At 67.9% G+C, this 18,052-nt stretch carries 21 protein-coding genes; 12 read left to right on the forward strand and 9 right to left on the reverse strand.

The window, feature by feature from the left end; all coding sequences use genetic code 11:
- Positions 1 to 112: 112 nt before the first annotated feature.
- The gene (locus ACFTSF_RS05405) at positions 113 to 1,339 is read left to right on the forward strand and encodes a choice-of-anchor P family protein (RefSeq protein ID WP_380152626.1); all 1,227 of its coding nucleotides are present in this window, start codon (positions 113 to 115) and stop codon (positions 1,337 to 1,339) included.
- An 84-nt stretch (positions 1,340 to 1,423) separates the two neighbouring features.
- Here the strand turns inward: ACFTSF_RS05405 and ACFTSF_RS05410 are convergent, their stop codons facing one another.
- Entirely contained in the window at positions 1,424 to 2,314 is an 891-nt protein-coding gene (locus ACFTSF_RS05410; protein WP_380152628.1) for a GIY-YIG nuclease family protein, read from the reverse strand.
- A gap of 1 nt (position 2,315) precedes the next feature.
- Entirely contained in the window at positions 2,316 to 2,741 is a 426-nt protein-coding gene (gene dtd / locus ACFTSF_RS05415) for a D-aminoacyl-tRNA deacylase (protein ID WP_380152629.1), read from the reverse strand.
- A gap of 94 nt (positions 2,742 to 2,835) precedes the next feature.
- Here dtd and ACFTSF_RS05420 point away from each other — a divergent pair, with 94 nt between their 5' ends.
- Complete coding sequence (locus ACFTSF_RS05420) at positions 2,836 to 3,666, forward strand: 3-keto-5-aminohexanoate cleavage protein (protein WP_380152630.1); 831 nt, start codon at positions 2,836 to 2,838, stop codon at positions 3,664 to 3,666.
- On the opposite strand, the gene ACFTSF_RS05425 is transcribed toward ACFTSF_RS05420, so the two are convergent.
- A complete protein-coding gene (locus ACFTSF_RS05425; RefSeq protein ID WP_380152631.1) occupies positions 3,603 to 4,058 on the reverse strand; it encodes a hypothetical protein in 456 nt (151 codons plus the stop codon). The two genes, ACFTSF_RS05420 and ACFTSF_RS05425, sit on opposite strands and share 64 nt — an antisense overlap.
- On the reverse strand, positions 4,055 to 5,176 hold the full coding sequence (locus tag ACFTSF_RS05430) for a molybdopterin-dependent oxidoreductase (protein WP_380152633.1): 1,122 nt from the start codon (positions 5,174 to 5,176) through the stop codon (positions 4,055 to 4,057). Before ACFTSF_RS05430 ends, ACFTSF_RS05425 begins: the two co-directional genes overlap by 4 nt.
- Positions 5,177 to 5,333: 157 nt before the next feature.
- Here ACFTSF_RS05430 and ACFTSF_RS05435 point away from each other — a divergent pair, with 157 nt between their 5' ends.
- Both ACFTSF_RS05435 and ACFTSF_RS05440 read left to right on the forward strand, forming a co-directional pair.
- Entirely contained in the window at positions 5,334 to 5,891 is a 558-nt protein-coding gene (locus ACFTSF_RS05435) for a hypothetical protein (protein WP_380152634.1), read from the forward strand.
- The gene (locus ACFTSF_RS05440; RefSeq protein ID WP_380152635.1) at positions 5,891 to 7,345 is read left to right on the forward strand and encodes a hypothetical protein; all 1,455 of its coding nucleotides are present in this window, start codon (positions 5,891 to 5,893) and stop codon (positions 7,343 to 7,345) included. The genes ACFTSF_RS05435 and ACFTSF_RS05440 overlap by 1 nt, the downstream gene beginning before the upstream one ends.
- On the opposite strand, the gene ACFTSF_RS05445 is transcribed toward ACFTSF_RS05440, so the two are convergent.
- Positions 7,342 to 7,704 (reverse strand): DsrE family protein, encoded by a 363-nt coding sequence (locus tag ACFTSF_RS05445; protein WP_380152636.1) that lies wholly within the window; start codon positions 7,702 to 7,704, stop codon positions 7,342 to 7,344. The genes ACFTSF_RS05440 and ACFTSF_RS05445 overlap by 4 nt on opposite strands.
- A 156-nt stretch (positions 7,705 to 7,860) precedes the next feature.
- Here ACFTSF_RS05445 and ACFTSF_RS05450 point away from each other — a divergent pair, with 156 nt between their 5' ends.
- On the forward strand, positions 7,861 to 8,355 hold the full coding sequence (locus tag ACFTSF_RS05450) for an FABP family protein (protein WP_344159542.1): 495 nt from the start codon (positions 7,861 to 7,863) through the stop codon (positions 8,353 to 8,355).
- Here ACFTSF_RS05450 and ACFTSF_RS05455 read toward each other — a convergent pair.
- Positions 8,352 to 9,029 (reverse strand): response regulator, encoded by a 678-nt coding sequence (locus ACFTSF_RS05455; protein ID WP_344159545.1) that lies wholly within the window; start codon positions 9,027 to 9,029, stop codon positions 8,352 to 8,354. The two genes, ACFTSF_RS05450 and ACFTSF_RS05455, sit on opposite strands and share 4 nt — an antisense overlap.
- A complete protein-coding gene (locus ACFTSF_RS05460; protein WP_344159548.1) occupies positions 9,022 to 10,278 on the reverse strand; it encodes an ATP-binding protein in 1,257 nt (418 codons plus the stop codon). The genes ACFTSF_RS05455 and ACFTSF_RS05460 overlap by 8 nt, the downstream gene beginning before the upstream one ends.
- A gap of 130 nt (positions 10,279 to 10,408) precedes the next feature.
- Between ACFTSF_RS05460 and ACFTSF_RS05465 the strand changes: the two genes are divergently transcribed.
- The gene (locus tag ACFTSF_RS05465; protein WP_380152637.1) at positions 10,409 to 11,776 is read left to right on the forward strand and encodes a cation:dicarboxylate symporter family transporter; all 1,368 of its coding nucleotides are present in this window, start codon (positions 10,409 to 10,411) and stop codon (positions 11,774 to 11,776) included.
- A gap of 352 nt (positions 11,777 to 12,128) precedes the next feature.
- On the opposite strand, the gene ACFTSF_RS05470 is transcribed toward ACFTSF_RS05465, so the two are convergent.
- Positions 12,129 to 12,950: an LLM class flavin-dependent oxidoreductase gene (locus ACFTSF_RS05470; RefSeq protein ID WP_380152638.1), complete on the reverse strand. Its 822-nt coding sequence runs from the start codon at positions 12,948 to 12,950 to the stop codon at positions 12,129 to 12,131.
- A gap of 110 nt (positions 12,951 to 13,060) precedes the next feature.
- On the opposite strand from ACFTSF_RS05470, the gene ACFTSF_RS05475 reads away from it, so the two are divergent.
- The 5 genes from ACFTSF_RS05475 (at position 13,061) to ACFTSF_RS05495 (ending at position 16,600) form a co-directional block, all read left to right on the forward strand.
- Positions 13,061 to 14,053 (forward strand): YgfZ/GcvT domain-containing protein, encoded by a 993-nt coding sequence (locus tag ACFTSF_RS05475; protein WP_380152639.1) that lies wholly within the window; start codon positions 13,061 to 13,063, stop codon positions 14,051 to 14,053.
- Positions 14,054 to 14,112: 59 nt separating this feature from the next.
- Positions 14,113 to 15,069, forward strand: a complete 957-nt coding sequence (locus ACFTSF_RS05480; protein WP_380152640.1) for an asparaginase — start codon at positions 14,113 to 14,115, stop codon at positions 15,067 to 15,069.
- A gap of 57 nt (positions 15,070 to 15,126) precedes the next feature.
- Positions 15,127 to 15,594 (forward strand): helix-turn-helix transcriptional regulator, encoded by a 468-nt coding sequence (locus tag ACFTSF_RS05485; RefSeq protein ID WP_344159564.1) that lies wholly within the window; start codon positions 15,127 to 15,129, stop codon positions 15,592 to 15,594.
- On the forward strand, positions 15,594 to 16,148 hold the full coding sequence (locus ACFTSF_RS05490) for a hypothetical protein (RefSeq protein ID WP_344159567.1): 555 nt from the start codon (positions 15,594 to 15,596) through the stop codon (positions 16,146 to 16,148). Before ACFTSF_RS05485 ends, ACFTSF_RS05490 begins: the two co-directional genes overlap by 1 nt.
- 101 nt (positions 16,149 to 16,249) lie before the next feature.
- Positions 16,250 to 16,600, forward strand: coding sequence for a DUF2516 family protein (locus ACFTSF_RS05495; protein ID WP_344159570.1), 351 nt, complete (start codon positions 16,250 to 16,252; stop codon positions 16,598 to 16,600).
- Positions 16,601 to 16,607: 7 nt separating this feature from the next.
- On the opposite strand, the gene ACFTSF_RS05500 is transcribed toward ACFTSF_RS05495, so the two are convergent.
- The gene (locus tag ACFTSF_RS05500) at positions 16,608 to 17,399 is read right to left on the reverse strand and encodes a L,D-transpeptidase family protein (protein WP_380152642.1); all 792 of its coding nucleotides are present in this window, start codon (positions 17,397 to 17,399) and stop codon (positions 16,608 to 16,610) included.
- Positions 17,400 to 17,533: 134 nt separating this feature from the next.
- Here ACFTSF_RS05500 and ACFTSF_RS05505 point away from each other — a divergent pair, with 134 nt between their 5' ends.
- The gene (locus ACFTSF_RS05505; RefSeq protein WP_380152643.1) at positions 17,534 to 18,037 is read left to right on the forward strand and encodes a macro domain-containing protein; all 504 of its coding nucleotides are present in this window, start codon (positions 17,534 to 17,536) and stop codon (positions 18,035 to 18,037) included.
- Positions 18,038 to 18,052: the final 15 nt, after the last annotated feature.

Raw genomic sequence — 18,052 nt, forward strand, 5'->3', positions numbered from 1 at the left:
AACGGTTTGGTCTCGGAGCGCATCAGGCTCGTTACCTACCGCTACCGCCTGAGTTGTGCTCTGTGTCCTGGCCCGCGCTACGGGTCATGTCATCACTCAGGGAGGAGGGGTCATGGGACCCCGCATCGGATACAAGAAGCTCGCCGCCGTCGGTGTAGCGGCGGTCGTCGGCGTTGCTTCTACGATCGCGCTGACTTCGGGCTCGGCGTCCGCGTCGCCGGTCTTCGGCTACAGCGGCTACGGCATCGGCGTTGAGGCCACGGGAGGTGTCGTCAACAGCGGCCCGCAGACCGTGAGCACCATCAGCTGCACCACGAACTCGTCGGCCAAGATGTCGAACGACGTCGCCACGGCGAACGTGAACAACCAGGCCATCGCGCGCACCGTGCGGACCGACACCCACGCCTTCAACAACAAGAACGGCAACGGCGTCACCAGCAATGCCTCGGCTGTCGACATCAAGATCGGCAACCTGCTGCACCTGACCGGTGTGAAGACGACCACCACGGCGGTGTACAAGAACGGCAAGCTGTCCTACACCGGCAACACGACGTTCGCCGGCGTGAAGATCGGCGCCGTCTCGGTGCCGTCGCTGCTCAAGCCGGAGTGGAACACCAAGGTCGCCGTACCGGGCCTGGGCTACATCGTGCTGAACCGCGTCGGTGGCGTGAAGAGCGCGAGCGGCATCTACTCGTACGCGCAGGCGGTCGTCGTCCACGCGAACGTGAAGAACAAGTACATCCCGGAGGGTGTCGACGTCGCGATCCTGAAGACGCGTGCGGAGATCGCCAAGCCGGCCGTCGGTGTCGTCATCGGTGACGCCTACGTGACCAAGGCGAACGTCGACAAGCTGGTCGTCTCCGGCCCGACGTCGTACCAGGCCACCTGCAAGGGCACCGAGGGCAAGACGATCCGCGCCTCGGTGGGCGAGGTCGTGATCCCGAAGGTCGCCTACGTCGGGGCCGCGTTCACCACCAAGAACGGCTACCAGAACGCCGACAAGGCCGCCGTCAACTTCACCTCGCACGTCGCGGGTGTGAAGGTCGGCACGCTGGCCATCGGCGCCGTCAACTCCTCGGCAGCGGCCTGGAAGTCCAAGGACGGCACGTACGGCGTCAAGTCGACGTCGAGCATCGCGTCGATCTCGGTGAACGGCAAGGTCTACCCGGTCAAGACCGGCGTGAACTCCACGCTGGACATCCCCGGCATCGCCAAGCTGACCTTCAACCAGGTCGTCAAGCAGCAGCGGTACATCGCAGTGAACGCGCTCGTGATCGACGTCTACAGCCTGAACACCAAGGTTGTCGTCGGCCACTCGGCCGCGGGCGTCATCGGCTGATCGAGCCAACCGTCTGAGTCGAACCTCACCGTCTCAGAATCTCTGAGAACCGCCTCGGGTCCTTCGGGACTCGGGGCGGTTTTCTTATGCCAGTAAGCGCGCAGCGAGTTCGGCGTTGCGTTGGGCAAACAACTGCCAGCCGACCGGAGTTGCCGCGACCCGCTCCCGCGCCGTCCGCTCGGTCATCGCATGCTGGGTCCAGGTCCGCACCCGCCCGTCGCGCACTCCGAAGCCGACCATGACTCCGTCGGCCCAGCCGAACACATCGGCGTCATCGGCCGTCAGTAGCGACACCTTCTGCTCGGCCACGATCCACTCGAACGCCGCCAGTTCGTCCTGCAGCTTCCCCGCGAACTCGAACCGCAAGGCACCCGCGGCCAGATCACGCCGCCGCGTGAGTTCATCCCGTACGGCGGCCACCGCGCCCGGCTCGCGGTCGAGTACGGCGTACGTCGTCCTGGTCAGCGTCTCGCGGTCGTCGGGGCCGACGCCGAACAGCTTGGCGAACTCGCGGACTGAACCAGTCGCGTCGGTCGTGTACTGCAACGGGATCACGCGTTGCAGGGCCGAGATCGCCTGCCGAACGCGCAGCCCACCGAGATAAGGCCCGAAGTGCTTTCTCGTGAGTTCTAGCTCGTGGGTGAACCGCGGGCCGTCCGGATCGAAGCGGATGTACCCGACGACCTCCGCCCCACCCTCGGTCCGGTTCCAGCGCGGTTTGGTGTGCTCGAGCAGGTTGCGTTCGAGCCAGGCCGCTTCATGTTCGGAGTCGCACTGGACACCCTCGACCCGGGCGATTCGGTTCACCATTCGTGCCAGCCCCGGTCGGTCGCCGAGGTGCGTCCAGTACGACAGGACGCGGCGGCGCAGGTTGACCGCGCGGCCGATGTAGAGGATCCGGCCGCCGTCGTCGCGGAAGCGGTAGACGCCGGGCGCCTGTGGCAGTCGGCGGGCGACCAGACGGGCCTGGTCCATGTCAGGCGTCGAGAATCAGCGTGACCGGACCGTCGTTGACCAGACTCACGTCCATATGGGCACCGAACCTGCCGCGCTCCACCTTGGCGCCCAACTTCTCCAGCGCTGCGCAGAAGGCGTCGTACAGGGGTTCGGAGACGGGACCGGGGGCGGCCGCGTTCCATGACGGGCGCCGGCCCTTGCGAGTGTCGGCGTACAGGGTGAACTGGCTGATCGCGAGGATCGGCGCCTGCTCGTCGGACGCGGATCGCTCGCCGTGCAGGATGCGGAGCGTCCAGATCTTGGCGGCCAATGTCTTCGCCGTCTCGGCGGTGTCGTCGTGCGTCACGCCGAGCAGGACCAGCAGCCCCGGCCCGTCGATCGCCCCGACCACTGCGCCGTCCACCGTCACAGACGCCTGACTGACCCGCTGCACCACTGCTCTCATGGGATCAATCCTGCCGTGCCGGAAAAAATCCTGCGAGTCTGCTGTTTGACCGCCGAATCTCCCGGATCTCGGAGTGATCTGGCAAGATCTCCCCATGGCCTCGACTCTGATCACCGTTGCCCCCACCGGCGCCGAGACCGCGAAGGCGGACTGTCCGGCGCTTCCCACCACCCTCGATGAGCTGGTCGAGACGGCGAAACGGTGCGAGGCGGCGGGGGCCGCGATGATCCACCTGCACATCCGCGACGGTGAGCACCGCCCGACGCTCGACCTCGGCCGGCTGACCGAGGCGGTGGCTGCGGTGCGGGCGAACACGGCGCTGATCGTGCAGCTGTCCAGTGGCGGTGCGGTCACCGATCCGTACGAGAACCGGCTGCGCGTGCTCGATGCAGAGCCGGACTCCTGCTCGCTGACGATGGGCACGGTCAACTTCGGCGACGACGTCTTCATGAACCCGTGGCCGTTCGTGACCGAGCTCTACCAGCTCAGCCAGGAGCGCGAGATCGTCCCGGAGTTCGAGCTGTTCGACCTCGGCCACGTGGCCGCGCTGCACCGGCTGCTGGACAAGTTCGGCCTCCCGTACGGCGGTCGCGTGCACTGCGACCTGGTGATGGGAGTCCCCGGCGGCATGCCCGGTACGGCGGATGCCCTGGTGGCCGCGGTCAACGCGCTGCCGTCCGCGGTGACGTCCTGGTCCGCAACCGGCATCGGCCGTACGTCGATCACCGTCGCGCTGGCTGCGTTGTCGAAGGGCGGCCACCTGCGGGTCGGCATGGAGGACACGCTGACCCTGGCGAAGGGGCAGCCGGTGAACCACAACGCCGAGCTGGTCGAGCGCGCTGCCGCACTGGCGACGATGGCTCAGCGCCCGCCGATGTCGCCGGACGAAGCGCGCGATCTCCTGAACATCAAGCGCGACCGCTGAATCAGGAACACTGCTAGGCCTGTTGTGATGATGGTTGCCTCTAGCAATAACCAGTCGCGGAGGTAGTTGCGGGGCAAGATCGTTGGGTTCGCGCCCTTGCCCTGGCGGAGGAGTAGCGGAATCGCGATCAGTGTGGTGACGCCGACGTACAGCAAGATGGTGCGGACGGCGCCGACCGTGCGGTGATGGTCGGGGCCGATCGACCAGCGGGTGACGAGCCAGCCGACCGCGACCGTGATCGGGACGAGGAAGAGGTCGTCCGCGATCACGGCACCGCCCAGCCAGAGCGGTAAACGGATCAACGCCTGCGGTTCCAGGGCTTGGAACATCAGCCAGACGCCCCAGAGGCCAAAGCCGACGCCGAACGCGGCCAGAGCCGCCCGGGTCTTCATGACAGAACCTCCAGCCGGTGCACCCATTTGGTCTGCAGGACGCCGGGGCGGTTGGGCGCGATGATCCGGGCCGGGAAGCCGTGGTCGAGGGCGAGCTCACCGCCGTTCAGTCGAAGCGCGAGCAGCGTGAGCGGATCGGCGGCGTACTCGGGTGGTAGCTCTGTCGTCGCGTAGAAACCGCCCTTCTCCATCGAGACGACGCGGACGCGGGAGGTCGCTGGGGCGCCGCAGAGGTGGAGTAGATCGCGGATCCGGATGCCTTCCCAGCGCCCGCCTTGGCTCCAGCCTTCGACACACGCGATCGGCAGGTCGGAGCGGCTCTGCGGGAGGTCTCGCAGTTCGTCGAGTGCGTAGGAAAGTTGCCGTGGGCCACTGATCGTGAAACGCCAGTCGGCGGCGATCCCGAAGACGCCTGCGTCGTGGGCGGTGCGGTTGACGGGCAGGCCTTGCGGTCCGACATTCGGCTTGCGGGGTGCGAGAACGGCGACCGGGCCGAAAGCGGGGACGGATTGACCGATCGTGCTGATTCCGACCAGCGATGCGGCGCCGGCGACCGTGCGGAACAGGCCGCGCCGGGTCAATCCGGTGGTTGCTGGCGGCAATGACTCTGCGACGACTTCCGCCGTACGGCGCCAATGGGTGCGGATCAGTGGGAGTTTGACGGCGAGGTGGACGAGGAGGGCGCCGACGATGATCCAGGCCAGCGCGTAGTGCGTCTGCTTGAAGGGGAACGGCCACGGATACCACTGGAGGGTGTTGAGGTAGCCGATGAAGAGTTCGAGTGCCATCGCGGCGACCAGAACGAGGATCGACGCCTTCTCCAGGAGGCCTTTGAGGTTGAAGAGCTTGGGGTAGACGGTCCAGAGCTTTGCCAGCAGCAACGGTACGGCGATCGTGCCGCTCAACACGTGCAGTCCTTGCGTCACCCGGTAAAGCGAGGCCGGTCGGGTGGGGATGTGCAGCCAGGCGGGGGTCTCCTGGACGAAGTGGCTGAACAGGCCGGTGAGGAAGCAGATCACCACCGCCACGGCCAGCCAGCGCCCGAGCACCGTCGCCACGCGGGGATGGTGCAGCGGCGACCGGAACGACTTCTCCGTCGGAAGGGCCGGAAGCTTCATGACTCAACTACAACCCAGAACCTGGCCGCTGAACGGCGATCTGCGCTTACTGCTCGCGAACGGGATCCGTTGCCGGTTTCGGCACGTCTATCGAAGGGGTGCCCGGCCCGCCGAAGGCATAGGCTGGGCCGGATCAGCGGAGAGGAGTGAGCACCAGGTGAAGACGCAGCAGCGGTCGTTCGAGGACGACGAGCGGGCGATGGCGGACCTGGCCGAGGTGACCGACTGGACCGCGGTCTGGGGACCGGCAGGGGCCGGCCCGGAGGCGATCCGGGAGCGCGTCCTGCGGATCACTGCTGCCACCGGCTGGCGGCCCTGGGCGCCGGGGAACATCGATCCCGAGCGATTCACCTGGGGCCTGGTCACCCCGCGCGAGACGGTGATGCTGTTGCTGCCCGACGCCGTACTGCCGGAGAGCCCGCGCAGCGGATGGTCGGCGTACGAGATCGGGCCCGGTGAGCTGGCCGCGGCCGAGGAGGGCCTCGACGAGCACTGGCCGGCCGAGATCGAACGCGGCCGCCGGCACTGGGGTGCCCCGGTGTACGTCGGACCTGGATCGGACCCGCGGGTCCCGCCGGAGTGGCGGGATCGCCGGCGGCACCTGGCCGTCTGGCTGCGCCCGGGCGCCGAGTTCCACCTTTATGCCACGCAGCCGACTGTGGACACCCCGCAGGCCGGGTTCGGGTACTCCGTCTATGCGAGCGAGGTCGCCTGATGGCTGATGAAGCCGAAGAGATGCTGGAGATCCTGTTCAAGCAGATCAGGAAGCTGGTTCGCGACCTGGACAAGGTCCGCAAACAGATCCAGCAGTACAAGCAGGCGCAGATGCCGCGCTCCCTGATGGAGGAGGCCCGCGACATCCAGCAGCAACACCCGGGCGTCGATCGGGTCACGTCCCAGCGCGAACCCGCGGATCGGTACGCGCAGATCGAGCGCGAAGTGCAGGTGCTGCGGCAGCGCGAGGCCGACCTGCAGCGGCAGCTCGACGACCGGCAGCGCGAACTCGAGGCGAACCAGGACCTGAACCGCGACGGTATCGACGACACCTCGGTCGACGACCGCGACGAACGCGACGAGGTCACCGACGACCGCGACGACCGCGAAGAGAACACCGACGACCGCGACGAGCGGGACGAGCAGGAGCAGCAGGACGAGCGCGAACGCGAGGAGCAGGAGCAGCGCGAGCGCGAAGAGGAAGAGCGCCGGCGCGAGCAGGAAGAAGAGCGCAAGCGCGAGGAGGAAGCGCGCAAGCGTCAGGAGGAGGAGAAGCGCGAGACCGGTACGCCGAACCCCACGCTGCCGGTGGCTGGTGCCGCAGCGGGAGCGGGCGCCGCGGCCGCACTCGACGACGACTTCGACCAGACCGCCGAGCAGATGCAGGCGGACAACGAGGCTGCACGCGATCAGTTGCGCGAGTCGATGGACGCCCAGCGCGAGCAGATCGCGGAGCAGCAGCGTGAGCAGCTGAACCAGGGTCTGGAAACTCCGGAGCAGGAGCAGACGGAGACACGCCAGGAGCAGGCTCAGCAGGAGCGGGTCCAGCAGGAGCAGCCCGACCAGACCCAGGCTCGGCAGGAGCCGCTCGAGCAGACGCAAGCTCAGCAAGAGCAGCTTGACCAGACTCAGGATCCGCAGGAGCAGGTTCGCGAGCAGGAGGAGCGGGAGCCGCAGGCTCAGGAGGATCGCGAGCAGCAGGCCGAGGTCGAGCAGGACGGCGTGGATGGCGACGGGCCCGAGAGCCGGCGGGAGCAGGAGACCGAGCGGCAGGAAGAGGATCGCGAGCAGGCTGACGTCGGTACCGGGGAAGGGTTCGCGACCGGCGGCGATCACGCGGTGGCGGATCGTGCGGCTGAGCAGGCGGAGCAGCCTGATGGGCGCGTTCAGGCCGAGGACCAGCTGCTCGAGCAGGAGCGGCTCGACCGCCAGAACCAAGGCGGCGCGAGTCCCGAGCAGGACGGGACCGGCCGGAGCCAGATGTCACCGGAGGAGATGCAGCGTCTCCAGGACATGAACAAGGGCCTCGAGAACCCGAACGGCGCCGTCGGCAGCCGCCCCAGCGGGGAGTCGCTGGATGGCGCCCGCGGCGGTCAGACTGCGGCCCAACTGCATGCGAAGACCACCCAGCGCGGCGGCCGCGAACAGAGCGGCCACGAACTGCAGAAGGGTTAGTAGACGATCGCCTGGGCGTTGTCGGCCAGGATCTCCTCGGTGAACGCGGGCGCTCCGGCGATCCGCGTACCGGGGAGCAGATCGGCCTCGGTCAGATCCCGGCGCTTGACGCACTGCGTGCAGGCGGTCAGCTGACCACCTTCCAACACCGCCGCGAGCAGATCCGCGAGAGGAGCGGCGTACGGGAGTTCGAAGCTCTCGGCGCGCCCGGGGACGGCGAACCAGACGGCCTCACCGGTCAGCCAGAGCGACACCTCGGCACCGGCCGCGACCGCGGTGGCGGCGACGGTGAAGGCCTGGTTGGCGCGCTCGGCCTCGTCGGCGCCTGCGGTCAGTTTGATCACCAGCGTGCGGGACATCACGCCACGGTAGCCGAAGGCCCGCGAACCATCCTCTAGACTCGTGATCGTGCTCCACGTCATCTTCACCACGCTGCTGGTCCTGGTCACGATCTTCATGGGCTGGTTCTCGGCATACGTCGTCTACCGGCTGTTCAAGGGCCGGACGGCCAGCTGATGGCGTTCGAGATCCCGCAGAACCTGCACCCCGACCTGATGCCGCTGGCCTGGCTGCTCGGTCGCTGGGAGGGCCGCGGACACGGTGACTACCCGACCATCGAGAAGTTCGAGTTCGGGCAGCAGATCGACTTCAGCCACAACGGCAAGCCGTTCCTGCACTACGTCAGCCAGACCTTCGTGGTCGGCGAGGACGGCAAGCGGGAGCGTCCGCTGGCGCTCGAGACCGGCTTCTGGCGGCCGAAGCCGGACAACAAGCTCGAGGTGATCCTCGCGCACCCGACCGGCTTCGCCGAGATCTGGTACGGCGAGATCGAGGGCGCCAAGATCGAGTTGCGGACCGACGTCGTCGCCCGCACCGAAACGGCCAAGGAAGTCACCGCCGGCCACCGCCTCTACGGCCTCGTCAAGGGCGAGCTCATGTGGGCCTACGACATGGCCGCCGAAGGCCAGCCCCTCCAACCCCACCTCTGGGCCACTCTCGTCCGCTCCTAGCTCTCGGCCACCCAGCTGTACTCAACCTTCGGGCGGCCGCTGCGCCCGTCGTATCGCTGGGTGCGCAGCGCCTGGCCCTGGTCGGCGAGGTGTTCCAGGTAGCGGCGTGCGGTGATGCGCGACGTACCGAGTGAGGTGGCGACTTCTTCTGCGGTCCAGCCTTCGCGGTTGCCGAGGAGTTGGACCACTCGGTCCAGGACTGAACCCGCCAGGCCCTTGGGGACCGACGAGATTCTTGCTGGGTGCAACAAACGGTCGACCTCGTCCTGGTCGGCGACCACCTGGCCGGCTTCGGCGGCTCGGCGTTGGCGGGCGTACGCCGTGAGTCGGTCGCGCAAAGTCTCGTAGGCAAAGGGTTTCAGCACATACTGGACGACGCCGATCCGCGCCGCCGCCTGGACCGCCGCGACCTCCCGTGCGGACGTCACCGCGACCACATCGGTTTGGTTGCCCTGGGCCCGCATTCGGCGAACCACGTCCAGGCCGTGACCATCCGGCAGGTTCATGTCCAGCAGCACGAGATCCACGCCCGGCCGGGTGAGCACCTGGAGCGCGCGAGCCGCCGTACCGGCGATGCCGATACACGTGAACCCCGGCAGCCGATCGACGTACATGCGATGTGCCTCGGCCGCGACGGGGTCGTCCTCGACCACGAGGACCTGCAGGTCAGGCACTCGCGCTCACCGCCCGCGGCAGCCGCACGCGCACGGTCAGAGCTGGTACGTCGGCCAGTTCGGAATCCGGGTCGACCATCAGGGTGCCCTGCCAGCGCTCGACCGTGCTGCGGACGAGGACGAGTCCAAGGCCATGACCGGGCTCGGCCTTTGTGGTCCAGCCGCGCTCGAACATGTGCGCCAGTTCAGTCGCGCCGAGCTCGGCGCCGGTGTTGGTGACAATCAGGTCGATCGCGTCTGGCGTCGTACCAGCTCGGAGCTCGACGCGGCGGGGTGCCGGTCCGCCGCGGGCGGCCTCGATCGCATTGTCGAGGAGGTTGCCGACCACAGTGACGACATCCTGAGCCGGGAGCCGGGTGTTCAGGGGCTCGTGGCCGAGTTCGAGGGTGAGCGTGACACCGCGCTCCTGGGCCTGCGCCAGCTTGGCGAGCAGCAGCGACGCCAGCACCGGGTCGCCGACGGTGCCGACCACTCGATCCGTCATCGCCTGGGCGAACTGCAACTCGGACACTGCGAACTCCCTGGCCCGCTCGGGCTTGCCGATCTCGATCAGGCTGACGACCGTGTGCAGCCGGTTCGACGCTTCGTGGTTCTGTGCCTGCAGCGATTCGGCCAGGCTGCGAACCGCGTCCAGCTCGCCAAGGAGTCGCTGCAGCTCGGTGTGGTCCCGCAGGGTGACGATCCGGCCGGCCCGGGACGGTTGCTGGTTCACGACCAGGACACCACTCGCGCCGAGGTGAAGTTCGTCGTACGCCGTCCGGCCGTCGCGGAGGAGCTCGGCCAACGGCGTACCGAGGTGGAGCTCCTCGATCGGCGTACCGGGTGGGACCTCGCGCAGGCCGAGCAGCTGCAAGGCCTCGTCGTTCGCGAGCTGGACCCGGCCGTTGGCGTCCAACAGGATCAGGCCTTCGCGGGCGGCGTGCAGGACGCCCTCGTAGAAGTCGAGCATCCGGGCCAGCGATTGCGTGCCGATCCCGCGGGTGGCACGGCGGACACGGAAGGCGACCAGTGCGTTTCCGGCGATCGCGACCCCGAGCATCAGGCTGGCGATGCCGAGCATCGGACGCAGATCGAGCCGGATGAGCTCCCACAATCCGGCCGGGGTGGTACCGGTCGCGGCCGCGTCACGGTCGGCCTGGGCGCGGGATCTTGCGACCAGGGAGATCCAGACCATCACAATGAGCACCAGGACCGTGACCGTCTGCAGCCAGAGAACCTGGCGACGGAGTTCCCACGGCCTGCGTTTCACACCGGACAGTCTGCACCGAGAACGATATGAACGAAACGCGCACTTCTCCTGTGCGTCACGTCACAGTTACTCAAGCCCTCCCAGTCCCTTGGTTGTCAGTACTGCCCGCCGGCCGACACAGGAGTCCCGCATGGCCACGACCGAACCCCGACCCACCCCGGTCCGGAACGATCGAACCCACTTCCTCTACATCGCCGTCATCGTCGCCGCTCTGCTCGGTATCGGTGTCGGACTGCTGTTCCCGAGTTTCGCGGTCGAGCTGAAGCCGCTCGGTACCGGATTCGTGAACCTGATCAAGATGCTGATCAGCCCGATCATCTTCTGCACCCTGGTGATCGGCATCGGCTCGGTCCGCCAGGCGGCGTCCGTCGGCAAGGTCGGTGGCCTTGCGCTCGTCTACTTCCTGGTGATGTCGACGGTCGCGCTGTTCATCGGGCTGCTGGTCGGCAACATCGTCCAGCCGGGCTCCGGTCTGAACCTGACCGACAAGCTCCGCGAGGCCGGCCAGAAGCAGGCCGGTGGCGCCCACGAGACGACGACCGACTTCATCCTCGGGATCATCCCGAAGTCGCTGCTGTCCTCGCTGACCGAAGGTGAGGTCCTGCAGACCGTCCTGGTGGCGTTGCTGGTGGGCTTCGCTCTGCAGGCTCTGGGCTCGAAGGGTCAGCCGATCCTGGTCGGCATCGGCCACATCCAGCGGCTGGTCTTCAAGATCCTGTCGATGATCATGTGGACCGCCCCGATCGGTGCCTTCGGCGCACTCGCCGCGGTCGTCGGCGCGGCCGGCTCGACCGCGCTGGTCAGCCTGCTGAAGATCATGGTCGCCTTCTACATCACGTGTGCGCTGTTCGTGTTCGTGGTCCTGGGCACCATTCTCAAGATCGTCACCGGGATCTCGATCTTCCAGCTGCTCAAGTACCTGGGCCGCGAGTTCCTGCTGATCGTCTCGAGCTCGTCGTCGGAGACCGCGCTGCCGCGCCTGATCGGGAAGATGGAACACCTCGGCGTCGGTAAGCCGGTCGTCGGTATCACCGTCCCGACCGGCTACTCGTTCAACCTGGACGGCACCGCGATCTACCTGACCATGGCGTCCCTGTTCATCGCCGAGGCGATGGACACCCCGTTCTCGCTCGGTCAGCAGGTCTCGCTGCTCGTCTTCATGATCGTCGCCTCCAAGGGCGCCGCCGGTGTCACCGGCGCCGGCCTGGCCACCCTGGCCGGCGGTCTGCAGTCGCACCGCCCCGAACTCGTCGACGGCGTCGGCCTGATCGTCGGCATCGACCGCTTCATGTCCGAAGCCCGCGCCCTGACCAACTTCGCCGGTAACGCGGTCGCCACCGTCCTCGTCGGCCACTGGGTCGGCGACTTCGACAAGGCCCAGGCCCGCCAGGTCTTCGCCGGCGAAGACCCCTTCGACGAAGCCGCCTTCGCCGCCGGCGACACCCACGCCGGCGACGTCCCCCAACCCACCGCCCCCGGCACCGCCGCCACCCACTAACCACCTTCCCACCCCCCACACTGCCCGCCGGAGCCACAGCCCGGCGGGCAGTGTCACGCCCACCCCACCCCAGCAGGCAACCCCCCACTCCCCCCGCCAACCCCCCAACTGAAGGGGTGCCCGTCCACATCGGGGGTTGCCCCCTCAGAATCTCGGTGGGCAACCCCCCATCTCAGCGGGCAACCCCCTACTCTTCCCGCCAACCCCCCAAGCTGAGGGGGTGCCCATCCACATCGGGGGTTGCCCCCTCGGAATCTCAGGGGGCAACCCCCCAATCGCGTGGATATCCCCTGAGATGGGGGGTTCGCCGGCGGGGTGGGGTGGGGTGGGGTGGGGTGGGGTGGGCGGTTGGTTAGTTGCCGGCGAGGAGTTCGATGACGGGGGCTAGGTCCTCCAGGTAGCCGTCGTTGACGGTTATGTAGGTGGTGCCGATGGATTCGCGGCGGCGGAGGAGTTCGTCGGCCATTTGGTGAGGGGTGCCGCGGAGGAGCATGAGGGAGTCCATGGCCTCTAGGGCGTCGGGGTCTACGCCGGAGGCTCGTTTGGTCCAGGGTGGGAGGGGGCGGGTGCCGGCGGCCAGGAGGTTCGTGGCTAGTTCGATGTCGTCGGCTCGGGAGCCGGCCAGGGTGCGGAGTTCTTGGGCTACGGCTTCCACCTCGGAGCGTGGGGTGGTGGCGTCCTTGGCCAGCGAGACGATGTCGGCGCGTTCTGCGGCAAGGGCGAGGGCTTTGGGTCCGCCTGCGGCGAGCATGATCGGCGTACGGCGTTCTCCGTCGAGCTCGCGCAGTAGGTCCAGCGTCTCGATGACCTGCTCACGGCGTTCGCGAGCCGTGCCCCAGGGCAGGCCGACCTCGGCGGTCTGCTGTTCGGCGACCGGGCGTCCGGTGCCGATGCCGAACTCGAACCGGCCGTCGGTCAGCACGGTCAGCGTGTGCGCCTCCCAGGCCGTCTGCCGCGGAGTGCGAAGCGGGGCCGCGGCCACGAACGTGCCGACGCGGATGTCGGCGACCGCCGCCGCCATCGCCAGCGACGGGAACGGGGACGGCAGTTGCAGCCCGTCCGGCATCAGCACGGTCTCGTAGCCGAGTTCGGCCGCTCGTCGTGCGGTCGTCATCCAATCCGCTCCGCTCCGCGGGCTACCCACCACACCGAACCGGAATCGCCTGTCACTCATCGTCCTGCTCCCTTCAACCTGGTGTACCCACAGCCTCGCCGGAGACGGGTGTCGTTCACATCCCACGGTGGGAGGCGATCGCCGTACGCCGGGCGACGTACTCTGGTGACATGTCACGGACCCGCAGCCCCCTGCTCGACCGGCCCGCAGCCGTCGAGGCCGACGGACTCGACGCCGGAGTCGCGGCCCACTACGGCTCGGATCTGCGCGAACAACGCGCCCTGGTCGCCGGTACGGCGTTCGTCGACCTGTCGCACCGTGACGTCGTCACGATCGCGGGCCCGGATCGCCTGACCTGGCTGCACGCGCTCACCACCCAGTACTTCGAAGGTTTCAAGCCCGGTACGTCGACCACCGCGCTCCTGCTGTCGCCGACCGGACACGTCGAGCACGCCATGTACGGCGTCGACGACGGCGAAACGTTCTGGCTGCACACCGAGCCTGGTGCCGCGGCCGCGTTGGTCGAGTGGCTGCAGAAGATGGTCTTCATGTCGCGAGTCGAGATCACCGACGTCACGGACGACTACGCGATCGTCTGGCGGCCGGGCGCGGCCAGCGGTGAGCACCTGACGCGCTCCGGCGCGGACTCGCTGGGCGGGCACGAGGTCTTCCTCCCGCGGGCTGAGCTGGCCACGCTGGAGGGTCCGGCCGCTGGTATCTGGGCCTACGAGGCGCTCCGGATCGAGGCCGGCCACCCGCGGTTCGGTCTCGACACCGACGAGCGCGCGATTCCCAACGAGCTGGGCTGGCTGGGCATCGGCGTCCACCTGGACAAGGGCTGCTACCGCGGTCAGGAGACAGTCGCCCGCGTCCACAACCTCGGCCGCCCACCGCGCCGCCTCGTCCGACTCCTGCTCGACGGCTCGGTCGACCACCTCCCCACGCACGGGTACGCCGTACGGGCCGGTGAGAAGCAGGTCGGCTTCATCGGCTCCGCGGCCCGGCACCACGAGCTCGGCCCGATCGCGCTCGCGTTGGTGAAGCGGAACGTCGACCCCGAAGCCATCCTCGAGGTCGTCGCCGACGAGCAGCCGACCGTGACCGCGACCCAAGAGGTCCTGGTCGACCCCGAGGTCGGCCTGCACGTCCGCTCCCGGCTGTGAGCCGGATCATTCGCAAGACCGCTTTTTGCCCCTGACATTCAGGCCGTACAGTTCGTGCCGTGAGCGAACTTGTGATCCTGGCCGACGTCGTCCGCAGCGGCTTCGTCGAAGGCCACCACCGTGGCTCCGTCGTGGTGACCGACCCCGACGGCACCGTCTCCTGGTCGGTCGGTATCACCGACCAGCCGATGTTCCCCCGCTCCTCCAACAAACCCATGCAAGCCGTAGGAATGCTCCGCCACGGCCTCCCGCTGGAGGATGAGCTGCTGGCACTCGCGGGAGCGTCGCACTCCGGCGAGCAGTTCCACCTCGACGGCGTACGGCGGATCCTCGCGCTCGCGAAGCTGGATGAGTCGGCGCTGCAGACCCCGATCGCCTATCCGCTCGACGACGCGGCCCGGGACGCCTGGGTCCGCGCCGGTCACGGTCAGGAGCGGGTCGTGATGAACTGCTCGGGCAAGCACGCGGCGATGCTCCTCACCTGCACGCTGAACGACTGGTCGCTCGAGAACTACCGGGAGCCGGATCACCCGCTCCAGCAGGCGATCCGCGTTGCCGTCGAAGACGCGGCCGGCGAGAAGGTCTCCTACGTGGCTGTCGACGGGTGCGGTGCGCCGATCTTCGCGATCAGCCTGGCCGGTCTCGCTCGAGCGTTCGGGATGTACGCCGCCGCTGCTCCCGGCACCCACGAGCGTCAGGTGGCCGATGCCTTCCGCGCGCATCCGGCGTACGCCAGTGGGAGTACGCGCGACGAGTACGAGCTGATGCGCGACACGGCCGGTGTGTTCTGCAAGGCCGGTGCTGAGGGTGTGTACGCCGTTGGACTGCCAGACGGCCGGGGTATCGCGCTCAAGCTGGAGGACGGGACTCCGCGCGCCCGCAAGGTGGTGATGGCTGCGGTGCTGCAGCGTCTGGGCGTCACGAACCCGACGATCGAGAGTCATCTGCAGTTCGCGTTGACGGGTGGCGACAACATCGTCGGCGCCGTGCAACCGCATGCTCCTGCCTTTGGGTGAGTGAGGTCACTGCGGGTCTGCTTGCAATTGCAAGCAGGTTGCTAGCAGACTGTGGGTATGGCCAGATTGAGTGATCGTGTTGCCGGGTCGGTGGGCTCCGTGGGGGAGTACCTGGCCGAGCAGCGGCGGCAGGCGCAGTTGTCGTTGCGGCAGCTGTCGGATCTGGCTGGAGTGTCGAACCCGTACCTGAGCCAGATCGAGCGCGGCCTGCGGAAACCGTCGGCCGATGTGCTGCAGCAGCTTGCGAAGGCGTTGCGGATCTCTGCGGAGACCTTGTACGTACGGGCCGGCATTCTCGATCCGGACGACAGCTCGGACGGCGAACGCGCCTCCGGGGTGGTTGATGCCGTTCTGCTGGACCCCTCGCTCAACGAGCGGCAGAAGCGGGTTCTGCTCGACGTGTACGCCTCGTTCGTCCGTGAGAACACGCCCACCGAGGAGCCTGCGAAGAAGCGGGCCGCGGCCAAGAAGACCCCTGCACGACCCCGCAGTACCAACTCGCCGAAAATTCAAGGAGAAGCCTGATGGCTACCCGTACGCCCGTCACCCCGTTGTACGCGATCGCCGGTGCCGGCGACCTGGCCGTGGAGAAGGTCCGCGCTGTCGGCGCCGACGTCACCACCCGGTTCGCCAAGCTCGACCAGAAGACCGTGCAGGCCGAGATCAGCAAGCGCCAGAGCGAGCTCACCGCGGAGCTGACCAAGCGTCAGGCCGAGCTGACCAAGCGCTTCGAGGCCCTGGTTGCCGATGCCCGCACCGCCCCGGCCAAGCTGCGTGAGCTGCCGGCCGTCGCGCAGGCCGGTTTCACCACCGTGCTCGGCCAGGCCGAGGAGACCTACGAGGACCTTGCCGGTCGCGGCAAGGACCTGGTCGAGCGGATCCGCTCGCAGCAGGCCACCGAGGACCTCGAGGCCGCCGCGAAGACCACGGTGAGCAAGGCCAAGGCCACCCGCACGACGGTGAAGAAGACCGCCGAGACCGCGCAGCGCAACGTCAAGGCGACCACCACCGCGGCCAAGAAGACCGCGAAGACGGCCGCCAAGGCCACCACCGACGCGGCCGCCAAGGTTGGCGACTGACAGTAGTAATTCACCCAACTCTGGGTGAAAGTTCCGCCTGGGCGGCCCGCACCTGTGCATGACGGGGGTGGGCCGCCCGGTCTTTCGGCTAGGCTCGGGGCATGCTCCCACTCGCCACGTTCCCGAACCTCTTCCCGGGGTTCGCGGGCCCGTTCGAGATCATCTGGTGGGTGCTGCTCGGGCTGAAGCTGGTCGCGCTCCTCGATGCGGCCTTCCGGCCGCGGGCGGTGTTCCTCGCCGCGGACAAGCTGACCAAGCCCGGCTGGGTGCTGATCCTGGTCGTGTTCTCGCTGAGCCAGCTCTTCCAGGGATGGCTGAGTTTCTTCGGCCTGATCGGGATCGCGGCCGCCGGTGTCTACCTCGTCGACGCCCGGCCCGCCCTGCGCGCCGCCACCGGTCGTGGCCGGGGTGGCTGGGGCATCCGCCGCCGCCGCGGCCCCCGTCCGCTCTGAGGTACCGCTACGAGCGGTAGACGATCACCTTGTCGCCGACGTGCACCTGGTCGAACAGGATCTTGATCTTGCCCAGGTCCCGGACGTTCACGCAGCCGTGTGACGCCCCGTTGTAGCCGCGGGCCGCGAAGTCCGACGAGTAGTGGACGGCCTGGCCGCCGCTGAAGAACATCGCGTACGGCATCGGTGAGTCGTACAGCTTCGACACGTGATTCCGGCTCTTCCAGCCGACCGTGAAGCCACCCTCACGAGTCGCCGTCTTCACCGCCCCGAACCGTACGTCGAACTGCATCTTCACGACGCCATCGACGACGTACCGCAGTTTGCGCGTGGTCTTGTCGATGCACAACGCCACCCCGGTCGCACACCGCGAGTCCAGCTTCCGCCCGTCGACCACCGGCACCGGCGGGTACAGCTCCTTCTGCGTCGGTTCCTTCGTGACCGCAGCCAGCTTGTCCCACGTGTTCTGGTCGACATACCCGAGCGGCGGAATCCCCTTGGACTGCTGGAACTTCTTCACCGCGGACCGCGTCATCGTCCCGTACTCGTTGTCCAGATACCGCTTGTCCAGCAGCTTCAGCTGGATCAACCGCGCCTCGAGCTTCCGCACGCTCACACTCACCGCGCCGTACCGGTACAAGGCCTTCGGGTAGATCGGAAGCTCGCCGCTCACCTCGAACGGCACCACCTTCACCTCAGCCGGCGTCGCCTTCGCAACCACCCCAGCCCCAGCCACCACCGCAACCGCCACCCCGGCGACCACCCCGGCCACCACGTTGCGAATGATCAGCGCGCGCATCGGACACCCCTCAGTCGACCTTGTCCCCGTACCCCGTAGGACGTCCTCACAGCCACTTTTGTTGACCCCCCAGCGTAAATTACTCACCACCACCCCGCATCCGCCGTAAGCAACTCGTGACCGGAGAACCCCGCATGGAGATCGTCCTCAGTACGGCGGACATCACCACCGTGCCCGCCGACGCGATCGTGAACGCCGCCCACCACGCCTTACGCGGCGGAGGCGGTGTCGACGGCGCGATTCACCGGGCCGGTGGTCCCGAGATCCTGGCGGAACTCATCGAGCGCTATCCCCGCGGTGCATCTGCCGGTGAGGCCGTGTGGACGACTGCGGGGGCGCTACCGGCGTCGTACGTGATCCACGTGGTCGGACCGAATTACAACGCTGGGCAACGGGATCCGGCGTTGCTGGAATCGTGTTACCGCAACGCGTTGCGGATCGCCGACGAGCTTGGGGTGAAGACGTTGGCGCTGCCGGCGGTTTCGGCGGGGATCTTCGGGTGGCCGGCGCAGTCGGCGGCCGACATCGCGGTCGGGACAGTTCGTCGTACGGCGAGTGGTGTCGTGACGGCGACGTTCTGTCTGGTGGAGCCGCGGCTGTACAAGGCGTTCGGGAACGCAACAGCGGCCGAGGCGTGAGCCCCGGCCGCTGTC

The sequence above is a fragment of the Kribbella sp. NPDC056951 genome (assembly GCF_042674205.1).
Lineage (GTDB): Bacteria > Actinomycetota > Actinomycetes > Propionibacteriales > Kribbellaceae > Kribbella > Kribbella yunnanensis.